Source organism: Nocardia sp. NPDC055053, assembly GCF_053608285.1.
The window spans coordinates 39,412-55,195 of the sequence record NZ_JBSGVD010000040.1; the positions used below are offsets into that span (position 1 = coordinate 39,412).

General features: G+C 69.2%; 17 protein-coding genes. 9 read left to right on the forward strand and 8 right to left on the reverse strand.

Features of this window, described 5'->3' with window-relative positions; translation table 11 throughout:
* Positions 1-6: 6 nt before the first annotated feature.
* Both ACWF82_RS29405 and ACWF82_RS29410 read left to right on the forward strand, forming a co-directional pair.
* Positions 7-381: a DUF742 domain-containing protein gene (locus ACWF82_RS29405; RefSeq protein ID WP_019044950.1), complete on the forward strand. Its 375-nt coding sequence runs from the start codon at positions 7-9 to the stop codon at positions 379-381.
* Entirely contained in the window at positions 362-964 is a 603-nt protein-coding gene (locus ACWF82_RS29410) for a GTP-binding protein (RefSeq protein WP_019044951.1), read from the forward strand. The genes ACWF82_RS29405 and ACWF82_RS29410 overlap by 20 nt, the downstream gene beginning before the upstream one ends.
* Before the next feature lie 52 nt (positions 965-1,016).
* Here ACWF82_RS29410 and ACWF82_RS29415 read toward each other — a convergent pair whose 3' ends face one another.
* Positions 1,017-1,553, reverse strand: coding sequence for a hypothetical protein (locus tag ACWF82_RS29415; protein ID WP_452506408.1), 537 nt, complete (start codon positions 1,551-1,553; stop codon positions 1,017-1,019).
* Positions 1,550-1,825, reverse strand: coding sequence for a helix-turn-helix transcriptional regulator (locus ACWF82_RS29420; RefSeq protein ID WP_365041947.1), 276 nt, complete (start codon positions 1,823-1,825; stop codon positions 1,550-1,552). Before ACWF82_RS29420 ends, ACWF82_RS29415 begins: the two co-directional genes overlap by 4 nt.
* A 109-nt stretch (positions 1,826-1,934) precedes the next feature.
* On the opposite strand from ACWF82_RS29420, the gene ACWF82_RS29425 reads away from it, so the two are divergent.
* Both ACWF82_RS29425 and ACWF82_RS29430 read left to right on the forward strand, forming a co-directional pair.
* Positions 1,935-3,437 (forward strand): carboxyl transferase domain-containing protein, encoded by a 1,503-nt coding sequence (locus tag ACWF82_RS29425; RefSeq protein WP_452506434.1) that lies wholly within the window; start codon positions 1,935-1,937, stop codon positions 3,435-3,437.
* 93 nt (positions 3,438-3,530) lie between these two features.
* The gene (locus ACWF82_RS29430) at positions 3,531-4,385 is read left to right on the forward strand and encodes an aldo/keto reductase (protein ID WP_452506410.1); all 855 of its coding nucleotides are present in this window, start codon (positions 3,531-3,533) and stop codon (positions 4,383-4,385) included.
* On the opposite strand, the gene ACWF82_RS29435 is transcribed toward ACWF82_RS29430, so the two are convergent.
* Positions 4,366-5,484: an NAD(P)-binding domain-containing protein gene (locus tag ACWF82_RS29435; protein ID WP_452506412.1), complete on the reverse strand. Its 1,119-nt coding sequence runs from the start codon at positions 5,482-5,484 to the stop codon at positions 4,366-4,368. The two genes, ACWF82_RS29430 and ACWF82_RS29435, sit on opposite strands and share 20 nt — an antisense overlap.
* 91 nt (positions 5,485-5,575) lie before the next feature.
* Here ACWF82_RS29435 and ACWF82_RS29440 point away from each other — a divergent pair, with 91 nt between their 5' ends.
* From ACWF82_RS29440 to ACWF82_RS29460, 5 genes are all read left to right on the forward strand, one after another.
* Positions 5,576-6,304 carry an enoyl-CoA hydratase gene (locus tag ACWF82_RS29440; RefSeq protein WP_379309778.1) on the forward strand — a complete coding sequence of 243 codons (729 nt, stop codon included), beginning with the start codon at positions 5,576-5,578 and terminating at the stop codon, positions 6,302-6,304.
* A complete protein-coding gene (locus ACWF82_RS29445; RefSeq protein WP_452506414.1) occupies positions 6,304-7,437 on the forward strand; it encodes an MBL fold metallo-hydrolase in 1,134 nt (377 codons plus the stop codon). Before ACWF82_RS29440 ends, ACWF82_RS29445 begins: the two co-directional genes overlap by 1 nt.
* A gap of 61 nt (positions 7,438-7,498) precedes the next feature.
* A complete protein-coding gene (locus ACWF82_RS29450) occupies positions 7,499-7,831 on the forward strand; it encodes an antitoxin (RefSeq protein ID WP_452506416.1) in 333 nt (110 codons plus the stop codon).
* A 51-nt stretch (positions 7,832-7,882) separates the two neighbouring features.
* Positions 7,883-10,150, forward strand: coding sequence for an ATP-dependent DNA ligase (locus tag ACWF82_RS29455; protein WP_452506418.1), 2,268 nt, complete (start codon positions 7,883-7,885; stop codon positions 10,148-10,150).
* Positions 10,151-10,247: 97 nt separating this feature from the next.
* Positions 10,248-10,427, forward strand: coding sequence for an antitoxin (locus ACWF82_RS29460; protein ID WP_452506420.1), 180 nt, complete (start codon positions 10,248-10,250; stop codon positions 10,425-10,427).
* A gap of 64 nt (positions 10,428-10,491) precedes the next feature.
* Here the strand turns inward: ACWF82_RS29460 and ACWF82_RS29465 are convergent, their stop codons facing one another.
* The 5 genes from ACWF82_RS29465 to ACWF82_RS29485 all read right to left on the reverse strand — a co-directional run bounded on the left by ACWF82_RS29465 (position 10,492) and on the right by ACWF82_RS29485 (position 15,686).
* Positions 10,492-11,133 carry a cysteine hydrolase family protein gene (locus tag ACWF82_RS29465; RefSeq protein ID WP_452506422.1) on the reverse strand — a complete coding sequence of 214 codons (642 nt, stop codon included), beginning with the start codon at positions 11,131-11,133 and terminating at the stop codon, positions 10,492-10,494.
* A gap of 50 nt (positions 11,134-11,183) precedes the next feature.
* Positions 11,184-11,816 (reverse strand): ammonium transporter, encoded by a 633-nt coding sequence (locus ACWF82_RS29470; protein ID WP_452506424.1) that lies wholly within the window; start codon positions 11,814-11,816, stop codon positions 11,184-11,186.
* Between the two features lie 214 nt (positions 11,817-12,030).
* Positions 12,031-12,612, reverse strand: coding sequence for a hypothetical protein (locus tag ACWF82_RS29475; RefSeq protein WP_452506436.1), 582 nt, complete (start codon positions 12,610-12,612; stop codon positions 12,031-12,033).
* A gap of 148 nt (positions 12,613-12,760) precedes the next feature.
* Entirely contained in the window at positions 12,761-13,501 is a 741-nt protein-coding gene (locus ACWF82_RS29480) for an energy-coupling factor transporter transmembrane component T family protein (RefSeq protein ID WP_452506426.1), read from the reverse strand.
* A 67-nt stretch (positions 13,502-13,568) separates the two neighbouring features.
* The gene (locus tag ACWF82_RS29485; RefSeq protein ID WP_452506428.1) at positions 13,569-15,686 is read right to left on the reverse strand and encodes an ATP-binding cassette domain-containing protein; all 2,118 of its coding nucleotides are present in this window, start codon (positions 15,684-15,686) and stop codon (positions 13,569-13,571) included.
* Between the last annotated feature and the right edge of the window lie 98 nt (positions 15,687-15,784).

Below are 15,784 nucleotides of genomic sequence, written 5' to 3' on the forward strand. Positions count from 1 at the left end.
GGTGGGATGGACATAGACGATCACCGCATGGGGAGCGCCGAGCCCAGCCTCGTCCGCCCGTACTCCTTGACTGCCGGCCGCACCAGGCCGGCGGTCGAGTTGGCGTTGGAGGCACTCGTAGCATCGCATCCGGTCGCCATGGAGCGGCAGTTCGAACTGAACAACCTCGAAACGTCCATCGTGGAGTTGTGCAGGCAATCGCCGTCCGTTGCCGAGATAGCTGCCCAATTGGGTATCCCGATCGGTGTAGCGCGGGTACTCGTGGCCGATCTCATAGAGGCCGGTCATGTCCGGGTCTCGGCGACTTTGAAAGACGATTCCAGCGACGATGAACGTCGCGAGCTGATCGAAAGGGTTCTCAGTGGACTCCGGCGTATTTGATTCGACGGCGCAGGTCGACACCCGCACGAGCAAGCCGACTTCGGCGAAGATCGTTGTCGCCGGTGGCTTCGGTGTCGGTAAGACCACGTTGGTCGGTGCAGTGTCGGAGATCGTTCCGCTGCGCACCGAGGCGTTGGTGACCAACGCCAGCACCGGAATCGACAACCTGACCGGCATTCCGATGAAGTCGACCACCACGGTGGCGATGGACTTCGGCCGGATCAGCCTCGCCGACGACCTGGTCCTGTACCTGTTCGGCACGCCCGGCCAGTACCGGTTCTGGTTCATGTGGGACGACCTCATCCGCGGCGCCATCGGCGCCGTGGTGCTGGTCGACACCCGCAGGCTGGAAGACAGCTTCGCCGCGGTCGACTACTTCGAAGCTCGCGGTCTGCCGTTCCTGGTGGCGCTCAACGAGTTCGACGACGCACCGAAGTACCCCCTCGAGGACATCCGCCAGGCCCTCGCGGTCCCCGCCGACGTGCCGATCATGTCGATCGACGCCCGTCGCCGTGAACCCGCCAAGCAGGCCCTGGTCTCCTTGACCGAGTACGCCCTGCGCAAGGTCATGCAGGGCTACTGACCCGGAGACGGGGCTGCCGCGATGAAGGCAGCAGCCCCGTATTCATTTCCGCTCAGGATTCTGGTTCGGGGTCGGGGCGGGTCCAGCCGAGGATCATGGCCGGGGCGCAGCCGCCGGCGAGGATCGCGGCGAGCATCATGACGCCGCCCGCGTAGGCGGTGCGGAAGCTGTCCGCCGGTTCCCATGCGCTGCAGAAGAGCAAGAAGAACAGCGGCAGCATGGTCAGCTGCTGGGTCAGGGCGAGTGCGACCGAGCGGGCTTTGTTGCGTTCGGCGATCTCCCACTCGTCGAGCATGGTTTCGGGGGCGTAGTCCTGGCCGCCCGAGGCGATGCGCAGCATGGTCCAGCTGGGAATGAAGCCGATCACGGTGAAGCCGGTGAGCGCCGGTGCCCAGCGCAGGCCGAAGGCGCACAACACGCCGGATATCGCCAGCGCCAGCAATGAGGCTGCGACGACAACGACCAACAGCCGCCTGCGGCGTTGCGGCCGCCAGCCTGTCAGCATGCCGGCGGTGCGCTGTTCCTGGACCAGCCAGCGGCGGACGCGATAGTTCTGGTAGCGGTCGATCAGTCCGGTCGCGCTGGTCATGACGTGCCTTTCGTTCGTGGATACAGCTCGGCCGAGAGCGGGCCGAATTCGGTGCGGGAGAAGACCGCCTCGACCGGGAGCTCGAACACATCGCAGATGCGCAGTGCCAGATCGAGGCTCGGGTAGTGGTCGCCGCGTTCGAGCGCGCCGATCGTCTGCACATTGACGTTGACGGCATCGGCGAGCGCGGCCCTGCTCATCCGGTGTTCCGCGCGGAGCACCGCGATGCGATTGAAGATCGGGAGGGTTTCCCCTCGTCTGACTGGGCTCACACAAAGAAGTGTTGTAAAAACACAACACATTGTCAAGGTTTTCGAATGTTCCGTCGCGATGTCGTGACCCTCGGCGCGGTCGGCGGCCCGCTAGGCTCTGCGCGTGCACATGTCCGCGGATGACCTGATCGCGCAGCTGCTCGATCCCGATTCGTTCCAGAGCTGGGACCGCCCGCCGATCGAGCCCGCGGTCGCCCCGCGGTATCGCCAGGAACTCATAGCCGCGGCGCGGCGCGCAGGCACGGATGAGTCGGTGCTGACGGGGGAGGGGTTGCTGCGCGGGCGCCGGGTCGCCGTGATCGCGTGTGAATTCGGGTTTCTGGCCGGGTCGATCGGGGTCGCGGCGGCGGAGCGGATCGTGTCCGCGGTGGAGCGGGCCACCGAGCTCGGGCTTCCGCTGATCGCGTCACCGACCTCGGGTGGCACCAGAATGCAGGAGGGCACAGTCGCTTTCGTGCAGATGGTGAAGATCGCGGGGGCGGTCGCGGTGCACAAGGCGGCGGGGCACCCCTATCTGGTGTATCTGCGTAATCCCACGATGGGCGGGGTGTTCGCGTCGTGGGGCTCATTGGGCCACATCACTTTCGCCGAGCCCGGCGCGCTGATCGGGTTCCTCGGTCCGCGGGTCTATGAGGCGCTGTACGGCAAGCCCTTTCCGCCCGGCGTGCAGACGGCGGAGAACCTGTACCACAACGGCGTGATCGACGGCGTGGTGACGGTCGAGGTGTTCCGCCGGATCGCGCACCGGGCATTGAGCGTCGCGAGTGGTGTCGCTCTTCCGGTTTCGGCGGAGCCGGGTTGGGCTGCGCCCGTCCGCAAGCCGGCAGCGGCCACGAATCCTTCGGTGACTGCCTGGGATTCGGTCCTGAGCACCCGTCGCCCCGGCAGGCCGGGCATCCGCGACCTGCTGCGCCATGTGACACAACGGGTTCCGCTCAGCGGCACCGGCCAGGGCGAATCCGACCGCACGGTGGTGCTCGCCCTCGCCCGTTTCGGCGGCCAGCCCTGCGTGGTCTTCGGCCACGACCGATCGGGCCAGGAGGGCGAGCACACCATGGGCCCGGCCGCGCTACGGGAAGCCCGGCGCGCGATGGCGCTGGCCCGCGAACTGCGCCTGCCGCTGGTCCTGGTGATCGACACCGTCGGCGCCGCTCTGTCCAAGGAAGCCGAGGAGCGCGGGCTGGCCCCGGAGATCGCCCGGTGCCTCGCCGACCTGGTCACCTTGGATACCCCCACCGTGTCGATCCTGCTCGGTCAGGGCACCGGCGGCGGCGCGCTCGCGCTGCTGCCCGCCGACCGCGTACTCGCCGCCGAACACGGCTGGCTGGCTCCGCTGCCGCCGGAGGGGGCGAGCGCGATCGTCTTCCGCGACACCACCCACGCACCGGAACTGGCTGCGGCACAAGGTATCCGCGCGGTCGATCTCCAGGCCGACGGCGTGGTCGACCGGATCGTCGACGAGCACCCCGACGCCGCGGACGAACCGGTCGCCTTCGCCCGGCGGATGGTCCTCGCGGTCACCGAGGAGCTCTCGGCCCTGCGCGCGCAGCCGACGGCGGACCTGCGGGCACTGCGTCAGGCGCGGTATCGGCGGATCGGGGTCATCTCCTGACCGTCGCCCCGGTTTCCACCTGAATCCGCGGCTGGGGAAACACGCAGGTGAGCGTCGTTGACGGTACGGCGAACCACTTCTACGGTCGAACAGGTGACCTTCCGTAGCGCTAGCAGCCGCGTTCCGACCATCGTGCTCAATGACGGGAACGTCATCCCACAGCTCGGCTTCGGTGTCTTCCAGGTGCCGGAGGACGACGTCACGCCCGTGGTGGCCGAGGCATTGAAGGTCGGCTACCGCAGCATCGACACGGCCGCGGTCTACGGAAACGAGGAAGGCGTAGGCCGCGCGATCCGTGCCTCGGGGATCCCGCGCGACGAGATCTACGTGACCACCAAGCTGTGGAACGCCGACCAGGGCTACGACAGCACGCTGCGCGCCTTCGACGCCAGCATGCAGCGACTCGGCCTGGACTACCTGGACCTGTACCTGATCCACTGGCCGGTGCCGTCGGCGGGCCGCTATGTCGATACCTTCCGTGCCTTCCAGGCGCTCAAGGCGCAGGGCCGGATCCGCTCGATCGGGGTTTCCAACTTCCGGGTGACCGACCTGGTGACCCTGATCACCGAGGCGGGCGAGACCCCGGCGGTCAACCAGATCGAACTGCATCCCAACCTGGCCCAGCCCGAGCTGCGCCAGTACGACGACAACAACGCGATCGCCACCGAGGCGTGGAGCCCGCTCGGTCAGGGCACGCTGCTGGACAACCCGACCATCGTCACCATCGCCAAGGAACTCGACCGCACGCCGGCGCAGGTCATCATCCGGTGGCATCTGCAGCTGGGCAATATCGTCATCCCCAAGTCGGTGACGCCGTCGCGGATCGCGGAGAACTTCGACGTGTTCTCCTTCGAACTGGACGCGCAGGCGATGGCGGCGATCGAACGCCTCGACACGGGCACCAGGGTCGGCGGCGACCCGGCCACCTTCAGCCTCGGTCTGGACTGATCCCCAGGTAGCCGGTCAATTCGGCGGCCGCGGCCCGGCCCGCCCGGTTCGCGCCGATGGTGCTGGCCGACGGCCCGTAGCCGATGAGATGGATTCGTGGATCGACCGCGACCTGGGTGGCGAGGCGACCGGTCATGGTGATCCCGCCGCCGGGCCCGCGCAGCCGCAGCGGCGCGAGATGGTCCAGCGAGCTGCGGAAACCGGTCGCCCAGAGGATGACATCCGCTTCCTGGAATCGCCCGTCCGCCCAGCGCACGCCCGTCGGCTCGATCCGCTCGAACATCGGCTGCCGAGCCAGCGCGCCCCGGTCACGCGCGGCGCGCAGCCGATCGTCCAGCGGGAGGCCGGTCACCGAGACCACCGATCCGGGCGGCAGGCCGCGGCGCACCCGGTCCTCGACGACGGCGACGGCCGCGCGCCCGTCCTCCTCTCGGAAGGGCAGCGACCGGAACACCGGCTCGCTCCTGGTGACCCATGTGGTGGACGTCACCAGCGAGATCTCGTCGAGCAATTGCACCGCCGAGATCCCGCCGCCGACGATGACCACATGTTTGCCGGCGAACTCCGCGGCCGTGCGGTAATCGCGAGTGTGCAGCTGACGGCCGGTGAAGGTGCCCGCGCCCGGATACACCGGAATGAACGGGCGCTCCCAGGTTCCGGTGCCGTTGATCAACCCGCGTGTGCGCAGGGTCCCAGCGCCCTCGGTCTCGACCTGCAGCACCTCGCCGCGTCCGGCGCAGGTCTGCCCGTCGGCGGTCCGATCACAGACGACCTGCACCGTCACCTGCCGCCGTACCCGCAGGTCGAAGCGCTTTTCGTAAAGTTCGTAGTAGTGCGGCACCGCGGTGGCCGCCGGTGCGGATTCCGAGCCGGGCGGCAGCGTCTCGGCGAAGGACATTCCCGGCAGATCGTGCACCCGGTTCACGGTGGTCAGCGTCAGCGACGGCCAGCGGAACTGCCAGGCGCCGCCGGGGCCGGGCGCGTGGTCGACGATGAGGAAATCGCGTTCGGGGACCAATCCGCGGCGGCGCAGGTGGTAACCGGCCGAGAGTCCCGCCTGGCCCGCACCGATCACCAGGATGTCGAAGTCGGTCGCCACAGACGCCGATGCTATCGCCTTACCGGGCGTCGACGGTGGCCTGTGGCAGAGTTATGGCACCAAAGGTGTCCGGTACTTCTGGGGAGGATGCATGCTCGGCGTGACCCGCGATGGTGACGTGATCACCATCGAATTGCAGCGCGAGGAACGGCGCAACGCGCTGAGTGAGGAGTTGGTCGGCCTGCTGCGTGCCGCGATGCTCGACGCGGTGGAACAGGGCGCGCGGGTCATCGTGCTCACCGGCCGCGGCCCGATCTTCAGCGCGGGCGCCGACCTGTCCGGCGTGTACTCCGAGACGTTCCTGTCCGGCCTGCTCGACATGCTGCACACGATCGAAGCCCTGCCGGTCCCGGTGATCTCGGCGATCAACGGCGGCGCGCTCGGCGCGGGCGTGCAGCTGGCGATCGCCTCGGACCTGCGGGTGCTCGAACCCGACGCCTACATCGCGGTCCCGGCCGCCAAACTCGGCATCTCGGTCGACCGCTGGACGGTCTCACGGCTGGTCTCGCTGATCGGCGGCGGCCCGGCCCGCACGATCCTGCTCGCGGCCGACCCGGTCACGGCCACCGATGCCTACGCCTTCGGCTTCGCCAACAAGCTCGGCACCCTCGCCGACGCGCAGGACTGGGCGAAGTCGATCGCCGCGCTCGCCCCGCTCTCGCTGCGGGCGATGAAGCTGATGCTCAACGACGACGGCACCCGCGAACCGGCGAGTGCCCAGCAGCGGGCCGCGCTGGAAGCGGCGTGGACCAGCGACGACGCGAAGGAGGGCCGCATGGCTCGGCAGGAGAAGCGCCCAGCGAAGTTCGTGGGCCGCTGATGCGGCTCGCACGTGTTGCGGGGTCGGTGGCGAGCACGCTCGGGCTCGCCTGGATGGCGCGTGCGGTGTGGGGGCTGTCAACGGCCATCGGCGCAGGACCGGCGGCCATCGAGCCGACCGCGCTCGGCAAGTCGTCGTTTCGCGACGGCCGCTTCCACAACACCGAGCCGAGCAGCATGCTCGCTCCCGGCGCCGCGCCCTCGCTGCTGTGGTCGGGGCTCACCAAAGGCCGGGTCGGCAGGCCGTCGCGTCCGGTCCCACTGGTCACCCCCGCGGTGCCTGCGGAGGCAGCGCCGCTGGCGGTGACCTGGTACGGGCACGCCAGCGCGCTCGTCGAACTCGACGGCTACCGCGTGCTGGCCGACCCGGTGTGGAGCGAGCGCGTCTCGCCGTCCCCGCTGGTCGGTCCGGCTCGGCTGCATCCGGTGCCCGGCGAACTGTCGTCGCTGCCCAGGGTCGACGCGGTGATCATCTCCCACGATCACTACGACCACCTCGACAAGGCCACCGTCGACGAACTGGTCCGCGCGCAGCTCGCGCCGTTCGTCGTGCCGACCGGCATCGGCGCGCACCTGCGGCACTGGGGTGTGCCCGAGGACCGGATCATCGAGCTCGACTGGGGCGGCTCGGTCTCCCTCGGCCACGACGCCGACGACCGCGGTCTCACCATCACCTGCGCCGAGGCCAGGCATTTCTCCGGCCGCGGCCTGGTCCGCAACACCACGCTGTGGGCGTCCTGGGCGCTGGCCGGGCCGACCAAGCGGGTCTATTTCGGCGGCGACACCGGCTACACGAAGGCGTTCTCGCAGGCGGGCGCTGTCCTCGGCCCCTTCGATCTGACGCTGCTGCCGATCGGCGCCTACGACGAGCGCTGGACCGACGTGCACATGAACCCGGAGGAGGCGGTGCGCGCGCACGCCGACCTGTGCCTTGGCGACGCGGGCTACGGCCTGCTGGTGCCGATCCACTGGGCCACGTTCAATCTCGCCTTCCACGGATGGTCGGAGCCGGTGCACCGGTTGGTGTCCGCCGCGGCCGAAGCGGGTACCCGCACTGTAGTGCCCAAGCCGGGCGAGCGGGTGGTTCCGAATGACCTCCCACCACGGGTTTCGTGGTGGGAGGATGTGGAGTGAACCCTTTCGGCTTCGCGTAGCGACGGGCAATCGCGCCAAAACGGGAAAGGAACATCGGCAGATGAGTCTCGTGGATACCTTGAAGGGCTTGCTCGGGAAGGGCAAGGAGGCGGTCGAGCAGAACGCCGACAAGATCAACGAAGCGGTCGACAAGGCCGGCACGTTCATCGATGAGAAGACCGGCGGCAAGTACAGCGACAAGATCGAGAAGGGCAAGGACGCGGCCAAGAAGGTCGTTCCGCCGCAGCCAGGCACCGGTCAGGGCCCCGCGTCCGGCACCACCACCCCGCCGAATACCGCCCCCGGCGCCACCCCGCCGAAGCCGGGCCCCGGCACCACGCCCGGCGCCACCCCTGGCGGCCCCGCGCCGACCGATCCGGGGCCGCAGGCCTGATTCGGTGCGCGGGGGCCGGGTCACTTCGGTCCCCGCCGCCGAACCGCGTCGATGGTCCGCCGGGAGTTCCGGGGTCCGCCGGGGGAGCCCGGCATCGAGGTTGAGCTCAGCAACCTCGACAAGGTGCTGTACCCGGCGACCGGGACGACCAAAGGCGAAGTGATCGCCTACTATTCGGCGATCGCCGAGGCCATGTTGCCCCACATCGCGGGGCGGCCGGTCACCAGGAAACGGTGGCCCAACGGGGTCGATCATCCCGACTTCTTCGAGAAGAACCTGCCCGAGCACGCGCCGGCCTGGATCCAGCGCCGCGCGATCGAGCATTCCAGCCGCAAGGTGGTCTACCCGCTGATCGATTCCGAGGCGGGCATGGCCTGGCTCGGCCAGCAGGCGGCGCTGGAAGTCCATGTGCCGCAATGGCGATTCGACGGCGATCAGCGCGGCCCGGCGACCAGGATCGTCTTCGATCTCGACCCGGGCCCCGGTGCGGGACTGGCCGAATGCGCGCGGGTCGCGCTGGCCGTGCGCGACATGGTCGCGGGCATCGGCATGCATGCCTTCCCGGTGACCAGCGGCAGCAAGGGAATTCATGTCTACGTGCCGCTGGACCGGACGGTGAGCTCGCGCGGCGCGTCCACCGTCGCCAAGCAGGTGGCCGCCAATCTCGAACAGCTGCACCCGGATCTGGTGACAGCGACGATGGCCAAGTCGGCTCGCACGGGCAAGGTGTTCCTGGACTGGAGCCAGAACAACGCGGCCAAGACCACCATCGCCCCGTACTCGCTGCGAGGTCGCACCGAGCCCAATGCCGCGGCTCCGCGCGGCTGGTCCGAGATCGAGGACGCGAAAGCGTTGCGCCAGTTGCGCTTCGACGAGGTACTTGCCCGCTGGCAAGCCGACGGCGACCTGCTGGCCGAACTGGATCCGCCGCTGCCGAGCGGCCCCGACGCACTGACCAAGTACCGCAGCATGCGCGATCCCGAGCGCACCCCCGAACCGGTGCCCGCCACCGCGCCCGCACCCGGCCCTGGTGACCGCTTCGTCGTCCAGGAACACCACGCCCGCCGATTGCACTGGGATGTGCGACTGGAACGCGACGGCGTCCTCGCCTCGTGGGCGGTGCCCAAGGGCCCGCCCACCGAGCCGAAGAACAATCGCCTCGCCGTGCGCACCGAGGATCATCCGCTCGAATACCTGCACTTCCACGGCACCATCCCGAAGGGCGAGTACGGCGCTGGCGAGATGACGATCTGGGACTCGGGCACCTACGTCACCGAGAAATGGCGCGACGACGAGGTGATCGTGGAACTCGACGGCGAGCGCCTGCACGGCCGCTACGCGTTCATCCAGACCAACGGCGACCAGTGGCTGATGCACTACATGCGCGAACAGGTCCGGCGAGAACCCTTGGTGGACAGCGGCTCCCACGATTTCCCGCGTGCTCTCTCGCCGATGCTCGCCACCGCCGGTGCGGTGGAGTCACTGGCCGCGGGGGAGTGGGCCTTCGAAACCAAGTGGGACGGCTTCCGGGTGATCGTCGAGATCGACGACGGCACCGTCACCGTCCGCAGCCGGGCGGGCAACACCGTGACCACCCGATATCCACGGCTGGCCGCGCTCGGCACCGAACTGGCCGGGCACCGGGTGGTGCTCGACGGCGAGGCGGTGGTACTCGACGCGAACGGCCTCTCGGATATCTCTGCACTGCAAGCGGATTCGGCGCGCGCGGTGTTCGTTGCCTTCGACGTGCTCTACCTCGACGGCACCTCCCTGTTGCGCAAGAAGTACAGCGACCGGCGGTCGGTACTCGAGGCGCTCGGCAGGCTGGCGCCGTCGATGAATGTCTCGGAACTGCTGGACGGTTCGGGTGCCGAGGCCATGCGGGCCAGCGGCGAGCAGGGGCAGGAGGGGGTCGTCGCCAAGCGGATCGACTCGGTGTACCAGCCGGGCAAGCGCGGCCAGACCTGGCTCAAGCAGCGCAACTGGCGGTCGCGGGAGGTCGTGGTCGGCGGGTGGCGGCGCAGCGACAAGCGGGAGTTCAAATCCCTGCTGCTCGGGATACCGCACGAGAACGGGCTCGTCTACGTCGGCCGTGTCGGCACCGGGTTCGACACCGAGCAGGCGCGGCGCATCGCGGCCGAGCTGCACCGGCTGCACCGCGCGAGTTCGCCGTTCGTCAACGAGATGACCGCCGACGAGTGCCGCGATGCCCAGTGGGTGACACCGAAACTCACCGGCACTGTGCGCTTCCAGGCCTGGACCGATACCGGGCGGCTGTGGCATCCCGTGTGGGACGGTGTGACGCGGTCGCGCGGCTGATGCCGTCGACGCGAAAGCTGTGGTGTTGCTAGGGTGATCGCGTTGTGGAGCGCTGGTGCGCTCGAGACTGGAGTTCGAAATCAGCGAGGAGTGCACGGTGGATTTCAAGAACCTGGCGGGTAAGGCGATGGACCTGGCCGCCCAGCACGCGGACAAGGTCGACGGCGTGATCGAGAAGGCCGGTGACGTGGTCGACGCGAAGACCGGCGGCAAGTTCTCCGGCCAGGTCGACTCCGCCCAGGAAGCAGCCAAGAAGGCCATCCGCGATCAGGCGTGAGTCTGTCCCGGCGGGCCGGTTGCCACCGGCCCGCCGGAGCGGGAGCTGAAAGTTTGCCGCGCGGTCAGTTCCCGGCCATCAGGCCGGTGATCGTCGCGACATCGGTGACCAGTGCGTTGCCCTGGAACGCGAATTCGTCGTAGGCCCGTGCCATCGCCTCTTTGTCGCGACCGCCGCAGGCGTCGCCGATCACCACGGGCACGAAACCCAGGTCGGTGGAATGCGCCACGGTCGGAACGATGCCGATCTCCAGTGCGACACCCGCGATGGCGTAGGCGCCGATCTTCAGATCGCGCAGCAGCGCGGCCAGCGGGGTGCCCTCGAAGGCCGACATCGTCATCTTGTCCAGCACCAGCTCGTCTTCGCGCGGCACCAGTTCCGGCACCAGCTCGAAGGCCGGGGTATCACGCTGGAGGATGAACTGCACGTCGTCGATGGATTCCGCGTGCTGCCAGCCCATCAGCAGGCGCATCGCGTACACGCCGGAGAGGCGGCGCGGCGGGAAGAAGTGCCGCAGGAAGATCACCGGATAGCCCGCGCCGCGGGCCGCTTCGACCACGCGCACTACCCGCTCCACGACCTCTTGGCCGTCGGGCAGCTGGCCGAGCACGCCGACCTGCATGTCGTAGACGATCAGCGCCATCCGGTCGGGCGCGCACAGATCGCCGAGGTCGTCGGGAATGTCGAGTCCGTTGCCTTGTCGCACCGACGCCAGTGTAGGCGTCGGTGCGACAAGCAATCAGGTTGTCGCGCAGACTATTTCTGCGCCCACTGGGTGGTGCCGGGCGGCGCCATCAGTGTGTTGATCAGATCCATGCCCGCGATGACGAGGGTGGGCCCACCCACGACGATGGTGCCGATGATGCCGCCGACGGAGGCACCGGTGATCAGGCCGGGGAGTGCGCCGACGCCGCCTGCCGCCGCGCCGACGACGAGGCCGATGACCGCGCCGATCGCCATGCCGACGAAACTGCCGATGGCGGTGGCGAGACCGAAGGTCGACGCGAAGTTGGCCTGTGCCGCAGAGTTCTCCGCGGGCGAGGCCACGGGCGTCAGGTTGGGCCTGGCCGCGGCGACGTCCTTGACCGCGGTCAGCTCGAGCACCCGGTTGTCTTCGCGAACCGTGTGCGGCAGCGGGTATTCCAGGCTGCCGTCACGCACCGAGAGCGGCAGTGAGACCAGGGTCGCACCCGCCTCGTCGCGAATGTCGACCGTGCCGCCGTTGATGACGAAGGTGCCGTGGGTGAGGGTGGTGACGACTGTGTTGCCGATGAGTTCGGTGCGGTACTCGACGTCCGGCGTAACCGGATCGGCGCTTGCCACGCCCGTGCCCACCAGCGCTACCGCCAGGACCGGAATGGCCGCGGCGGCGATTTTGCGGATGATCATGTGAACGATTCCCATCTGGTCCATCAGGTGACGTACCCAAACGAAAGGCGCCGAGAGGTGGCTCCCCCAAGAAGCTAGCGACGGCGCGTGAAGCGGTTGTCCAGCTCGATTTCGATTTGAACGATAGCCTGCTCAGCGGTTGCGGAACAGCGAATTTCAATTTTAAACCTGAGATTTTTCATCCGTGATCGCTATGGCGAACCGTGGGCGGCGACTACCGGATGATGTTGATCGCGCGCGCGATGATCATGCCGCCGATGACCATGGAAGTGATGGACTGCACCGTCATCATCATCTTGCACCAGCGCGACAGCGGCAGGACGTCGGCGGGAGCGAACGAGGCCGCGTTGGTAAAGGCCAGGTAGAGGTAGTCGAGATATTCCGGACGCCAGTCCTTGCCGCCGAGCGTGGAATCCTGCATCTGCGGAAAGATGAAGTCCGGTAGAGGTTTCCGGCCGGTGGCGCGCGCGGCCGGACCGCCGCGATCGAACTCCCAGTACCAGAGCGAGAACGCGATGACATTGGTCGCCCAGATCAGCGCCCCGCTACCGAGCAGCGTCCCGGCGGCCTGATCGACGCCGGCGAAAATGGCCTGCAACAGCAGCAGCGCCGACACCGCCGTGGCGAGGCTGATCAACCCCGCCAGCAACAGGCTGAGGCCGCGGATCCACGGTTCCTCGCGATCCATCCGGCTCGGGTTGGCGATGATCAGTACCAGCAGCACACCCAGTTCGAGGATCGGCAGCAGCCACGCCGGCGAGGGCAGTAACTCGCTGGGCAGCAGCACCTGCACCATCACGATCGCCAGGATCGCGGCGGTGGCGGACAACCGGGATTCGCCCTCGGAAGGCCGTTGCCAGGCGGGTACCGCGCGTTCGCTGTCGGTCACGCCAGCCAGTATCGCCCGCTCACCGCCCGGCTCGAGGGAGGCCGCGCGCCGGAGTTCAGAGCACGGCGTTCAGCGCGACCGCGCCCGCGCACACCGCGACAACGACACCGAGCGCGATCGCGTCGCGGCGGGTCGGCGAGCTGGGATGCGCGGTGAGCATGCCGGTGCCGCCGCGCGCGGTGATCGCCTCGCCGAGTTCGCCGGCGCGCCTGGTCGATACGGCCATGCACGCGGTGAGGATGTCGATGAGCGGGTTGTTGTCGGCGGCGCGGTGCAGCAGGTTGTCCTTGGGCCGCAGTTTGCGGGCCGCGCGCAGCACCCGGATCTCGTCGAGCAGCAGCGGCAACCCGCGCAATGTCAGCGCGACGACCACCGCCCACTCGTCCACCGGCAGGCGCAGCTTGCGCAGCGGCGCACCGAGTTTCGCCAGCGCGGGCGCCACCTCGCCCATCGGCGTCGTGTACGCGATCAGCAGCGAGGCGGCCACCAGCACCAGGCCGAACACCACCACCTGCGTATACACGAGCACGGCCTTCATGCCGGTCGGCGCGTTGATCAGACCGCCGAGCAGCACCAATCCCCAGAACCACCACGGCAATCGGGGCAGCGTGCCGAGCGGCAGCCGGGCAAGCACCCAGATCACCACCAGGAACGCGATCATCACCCCGAGCACCGGCCACATCGGCCGGAACATCAGCACCAGGCTGATCAGGAAGGCGGCGATCATCTTGGTGCCTGCCCACAGCCGGTGCACGACACTGTCGACGGGGACCTCACGCAGCAAAACGGTGCTCATGCCTGCACCTCGCTGCCGCTCGGCTCCGGCATGACCACCGAGGTGGCTGTGTTGGTTTGCCGCTCGCTCATCGCGCGACCCCGCTTCCCGGTTCGTTGTGCGGCGGATTATCCAGGCGCCACACGGTTTCCGTGCGGCCCGGCAGGATCGGCGCCGGATGCGCGCCGACCGGCCGCCGCGCGCCAGCGGTCTCGACGACGACGCCCGCGTCCAGATGCACCGTCCGGTCGCACACCGCGGCCACATCGGAGACATCGTGGGAGATGACGATCAGGGTCTGCCCCGAATCCCGCAGCCGGGCGAGCAGTTCCACGATCTCGGCGCGGCCCTGCGGATCGAGGCCAGCCAGCGGCTCGTCGAGCACGACCACCTGCGGATGACTCGCCACCATCGCCGCGAGCACCACCCGCTTGGCCTGCCCGCCGCTGAGTTCCTCGACCGAACGGGCGGCGAGACGGCGATCCAGGCCGACCGCGTCCAGCGCCCGCCCGACCGCGCCGGAGCCGGTCGCGCGCCCGCCCCAGTCGGCGATCTCGGCGCCGACGGTCTGCTTCTGCAACTGCAGCCGGGAGTGCTGGAAGGCCAGGGCAACCCGGCCGATCTGCTTGTCGACCGGATCGCCGCGCAGCTCGCAGCGTCCCGAGCTCGGCGCGATGAGACCGGCGATGATCCATGCCAGCGTCGACTTGCCAGAGCCGTTGCCGCCGACGATCAGCAGTGCCTCGCCCTGGCGCACCGACAGATCGACGCCGTGCAGGGCCGGCGCCTCCCACGGTGTGCCGCGGTTGTAGGTGTGGCGCACGTCGGCAAGTTCGAGGATGGGCGCGCCCATCGGGCCGCGGCGCTGGTCGCGCGCGGGCCGCGGCCAGCTGGCGAGATGGTCGACCATGCGGCCGTTCGCCAGGTGGATCACCCGGTCGGCGGCGACGGCGTCGGCTTCGTGATGGGTCACCAGGACGACCGCGGTGCCGTGCCTGCGCGGCAGTTCGGCCAGCAGGGCGACGAGGTCGCGGCGGCCGTCGGGATCGATCATCGAGGTCGCCTCGTCGGCGATGAGCAGGGCGGGTCGACGGGCCAGCGCGGCGGCGACGGCGAGGCGCTGCTGCTGGCCGCCGGACAGGGTGGCGGTCTCGTGCCTGCCCATGCCGTCGAGGCCGACCTCGGCCAGCAGCGCGTCGACATCGACCTCGGCGGCCAGCTCCGCCGCCAGTCCCCACACGACATCGTCGGCCACCGAGACGCCCAGCGTCTGGCTCTCCGGCCGTTGCAGCACCAGCGCGGTGCCGCCCAGTTCGCCGAGTCCGGCCGAACCGGACCTGCTGACCGCCCCCGATGTCGGCGGCCTGCCCGCGAGTACCCGGGTCAAGGTCGACTTGCCCGAGCCGTTGTGGCCGACCACGGCGACGAACTCGCCAGGGTGGATCGTCAGATCGATATCGGAGAGCGCGTCGGCGGTGGCGCCCGCGTAGCGATAGCCCGCGCCGTGCAGGGTGACCGGGAGCGGGCCGACCGGGCGGTCGTCGTCGGGTGCGTCGAGGCGGTCGCTGCCGGGCAGCCAGGCAAGGCGGTCCAGCACCGAACCGAGCACATACCAGGACACGATCGTGCTCACCAGCACGCCGAGGGCGACAGAGGCGCCGAGATAGAGCCACCACCAGCGCAGCACCGCGGCGGTGGCCTCGGCGGCGGCCCGGCCCAGGGGTTCGAGTGCGGCCTGCCTGGCCGCCAGGTTCTGGATGCCTTCGGCGGTATTGCTGATCGCGTCGAAGAACAGCTGCCTGGTGCGTGCGAAGACCAGCAGGAAGCCCACCGAGAACAGCCCCCAGCACACGGCCGCCACCACGGCGAGAGCCAGCACGGCGGGCAGGCCGCCACCGCGGCGCTTCACGACGCCGATGATGCCAGCGACGGTGGCGGCGCCGAAGACACCGAGCGCGGGCATCAGACCCGCCGCGACGAAGGTGACCAGTCCGGCGGCGATGGTTGCGGTCACCAGGGCGCGCAACCGATAACGGTGGGCCAGCAGACCCAGCGGCACCGCCGCGACCAATTGCAGGGCCGCGGCCATCGGCACCAGGGAGCCGACGGTGATGAGACCGACGGTCAGGCCGGCCATGACGGCGCCGGTGGCCAGCTCGATGGGGCGCAGGGGTCCGCGGGGCAGGTCCGCGGGCTTGTCTCTCACCCGTCCAGTCTGCCAGCGTTTATTGGAGCGCTGGCGCGCTCGAGGTCGCGGCCCCTCCTGTCCCGCCGGTCAGGCGCCGGTGCGAGCTGCGTCGTCGC

Coding starts and splice junctions, on each gene's coding strand:
- ACWF82_RS29405 (WP_019044950.1), top strand. CDS start 7: ATGGACATAGACGATCACCGCATGGGGAGCGCCGAGCCCAGCCTCGTC.
- ACWF82_RS29445 (WP_452506414.1), top strand. CDS start 6,304: ATGCGGCTCGCACGTGTTGCGGGGTCGGTGGCGAGCACGCTCGGGCTC.
- ACWF82_RS29440 (WP_379309778.1), top strand. CDS start 5,576: ATGCTCGGCGTGACCCGCGATGGTGACGTGATCACCATCGAATTGCAG.
- ACWF82_RS29425 (WP_452506434.1), top strand. CDS start 1,935: ATGTCCGCGGATGACCTGATCGCGCAGCTGCTCGATCCCGATTCGTTC.
- ACWF82_RS29475 (WP_452506436.1), bottom strand. CDS start 12,612: ATGGTGCAGGTGCTGCTGCCCAGCGAGTTACTGCCCTCGCCGGCGTGG.
- ACWF82_RS29455 (WP_452506418.1), top strand. CDS start 7,883: ATGGTCCGCCGGGAGTTCCGGGGTCCGCCGGGGGAGCCCGGCATCGAG.
- ACWF82_RS29415 (WP_452506408.1), bottom strand. CDS start 1,553: ATGACCAGCGCGACCGGACTGATCGACCGCTACCAGAACTATCGCGTC.
- ACWF82_RS29480 (WP_452506426.1), bottom strand. CDS start 13,501: ATGAGCACCGTTTTGCTGCGTGAGGTCCCCGTCGACAGTGTCGTGCAC.
- ACWF82_RS29470 (WP_452506424.1), bottom strand. CDS start 11,816: ATGATCATCCGCAAAATCGCCGCCGCGGCCATTCCGGTCCTGGCGGTA.
- ACWF82_RS29450 (WP_452506416.1), top strand. CDS start 7,499: ATGAGTCTCGTGGATACCTTGAAGGGCTTGCTCGGGAAGGGCAAGGAG.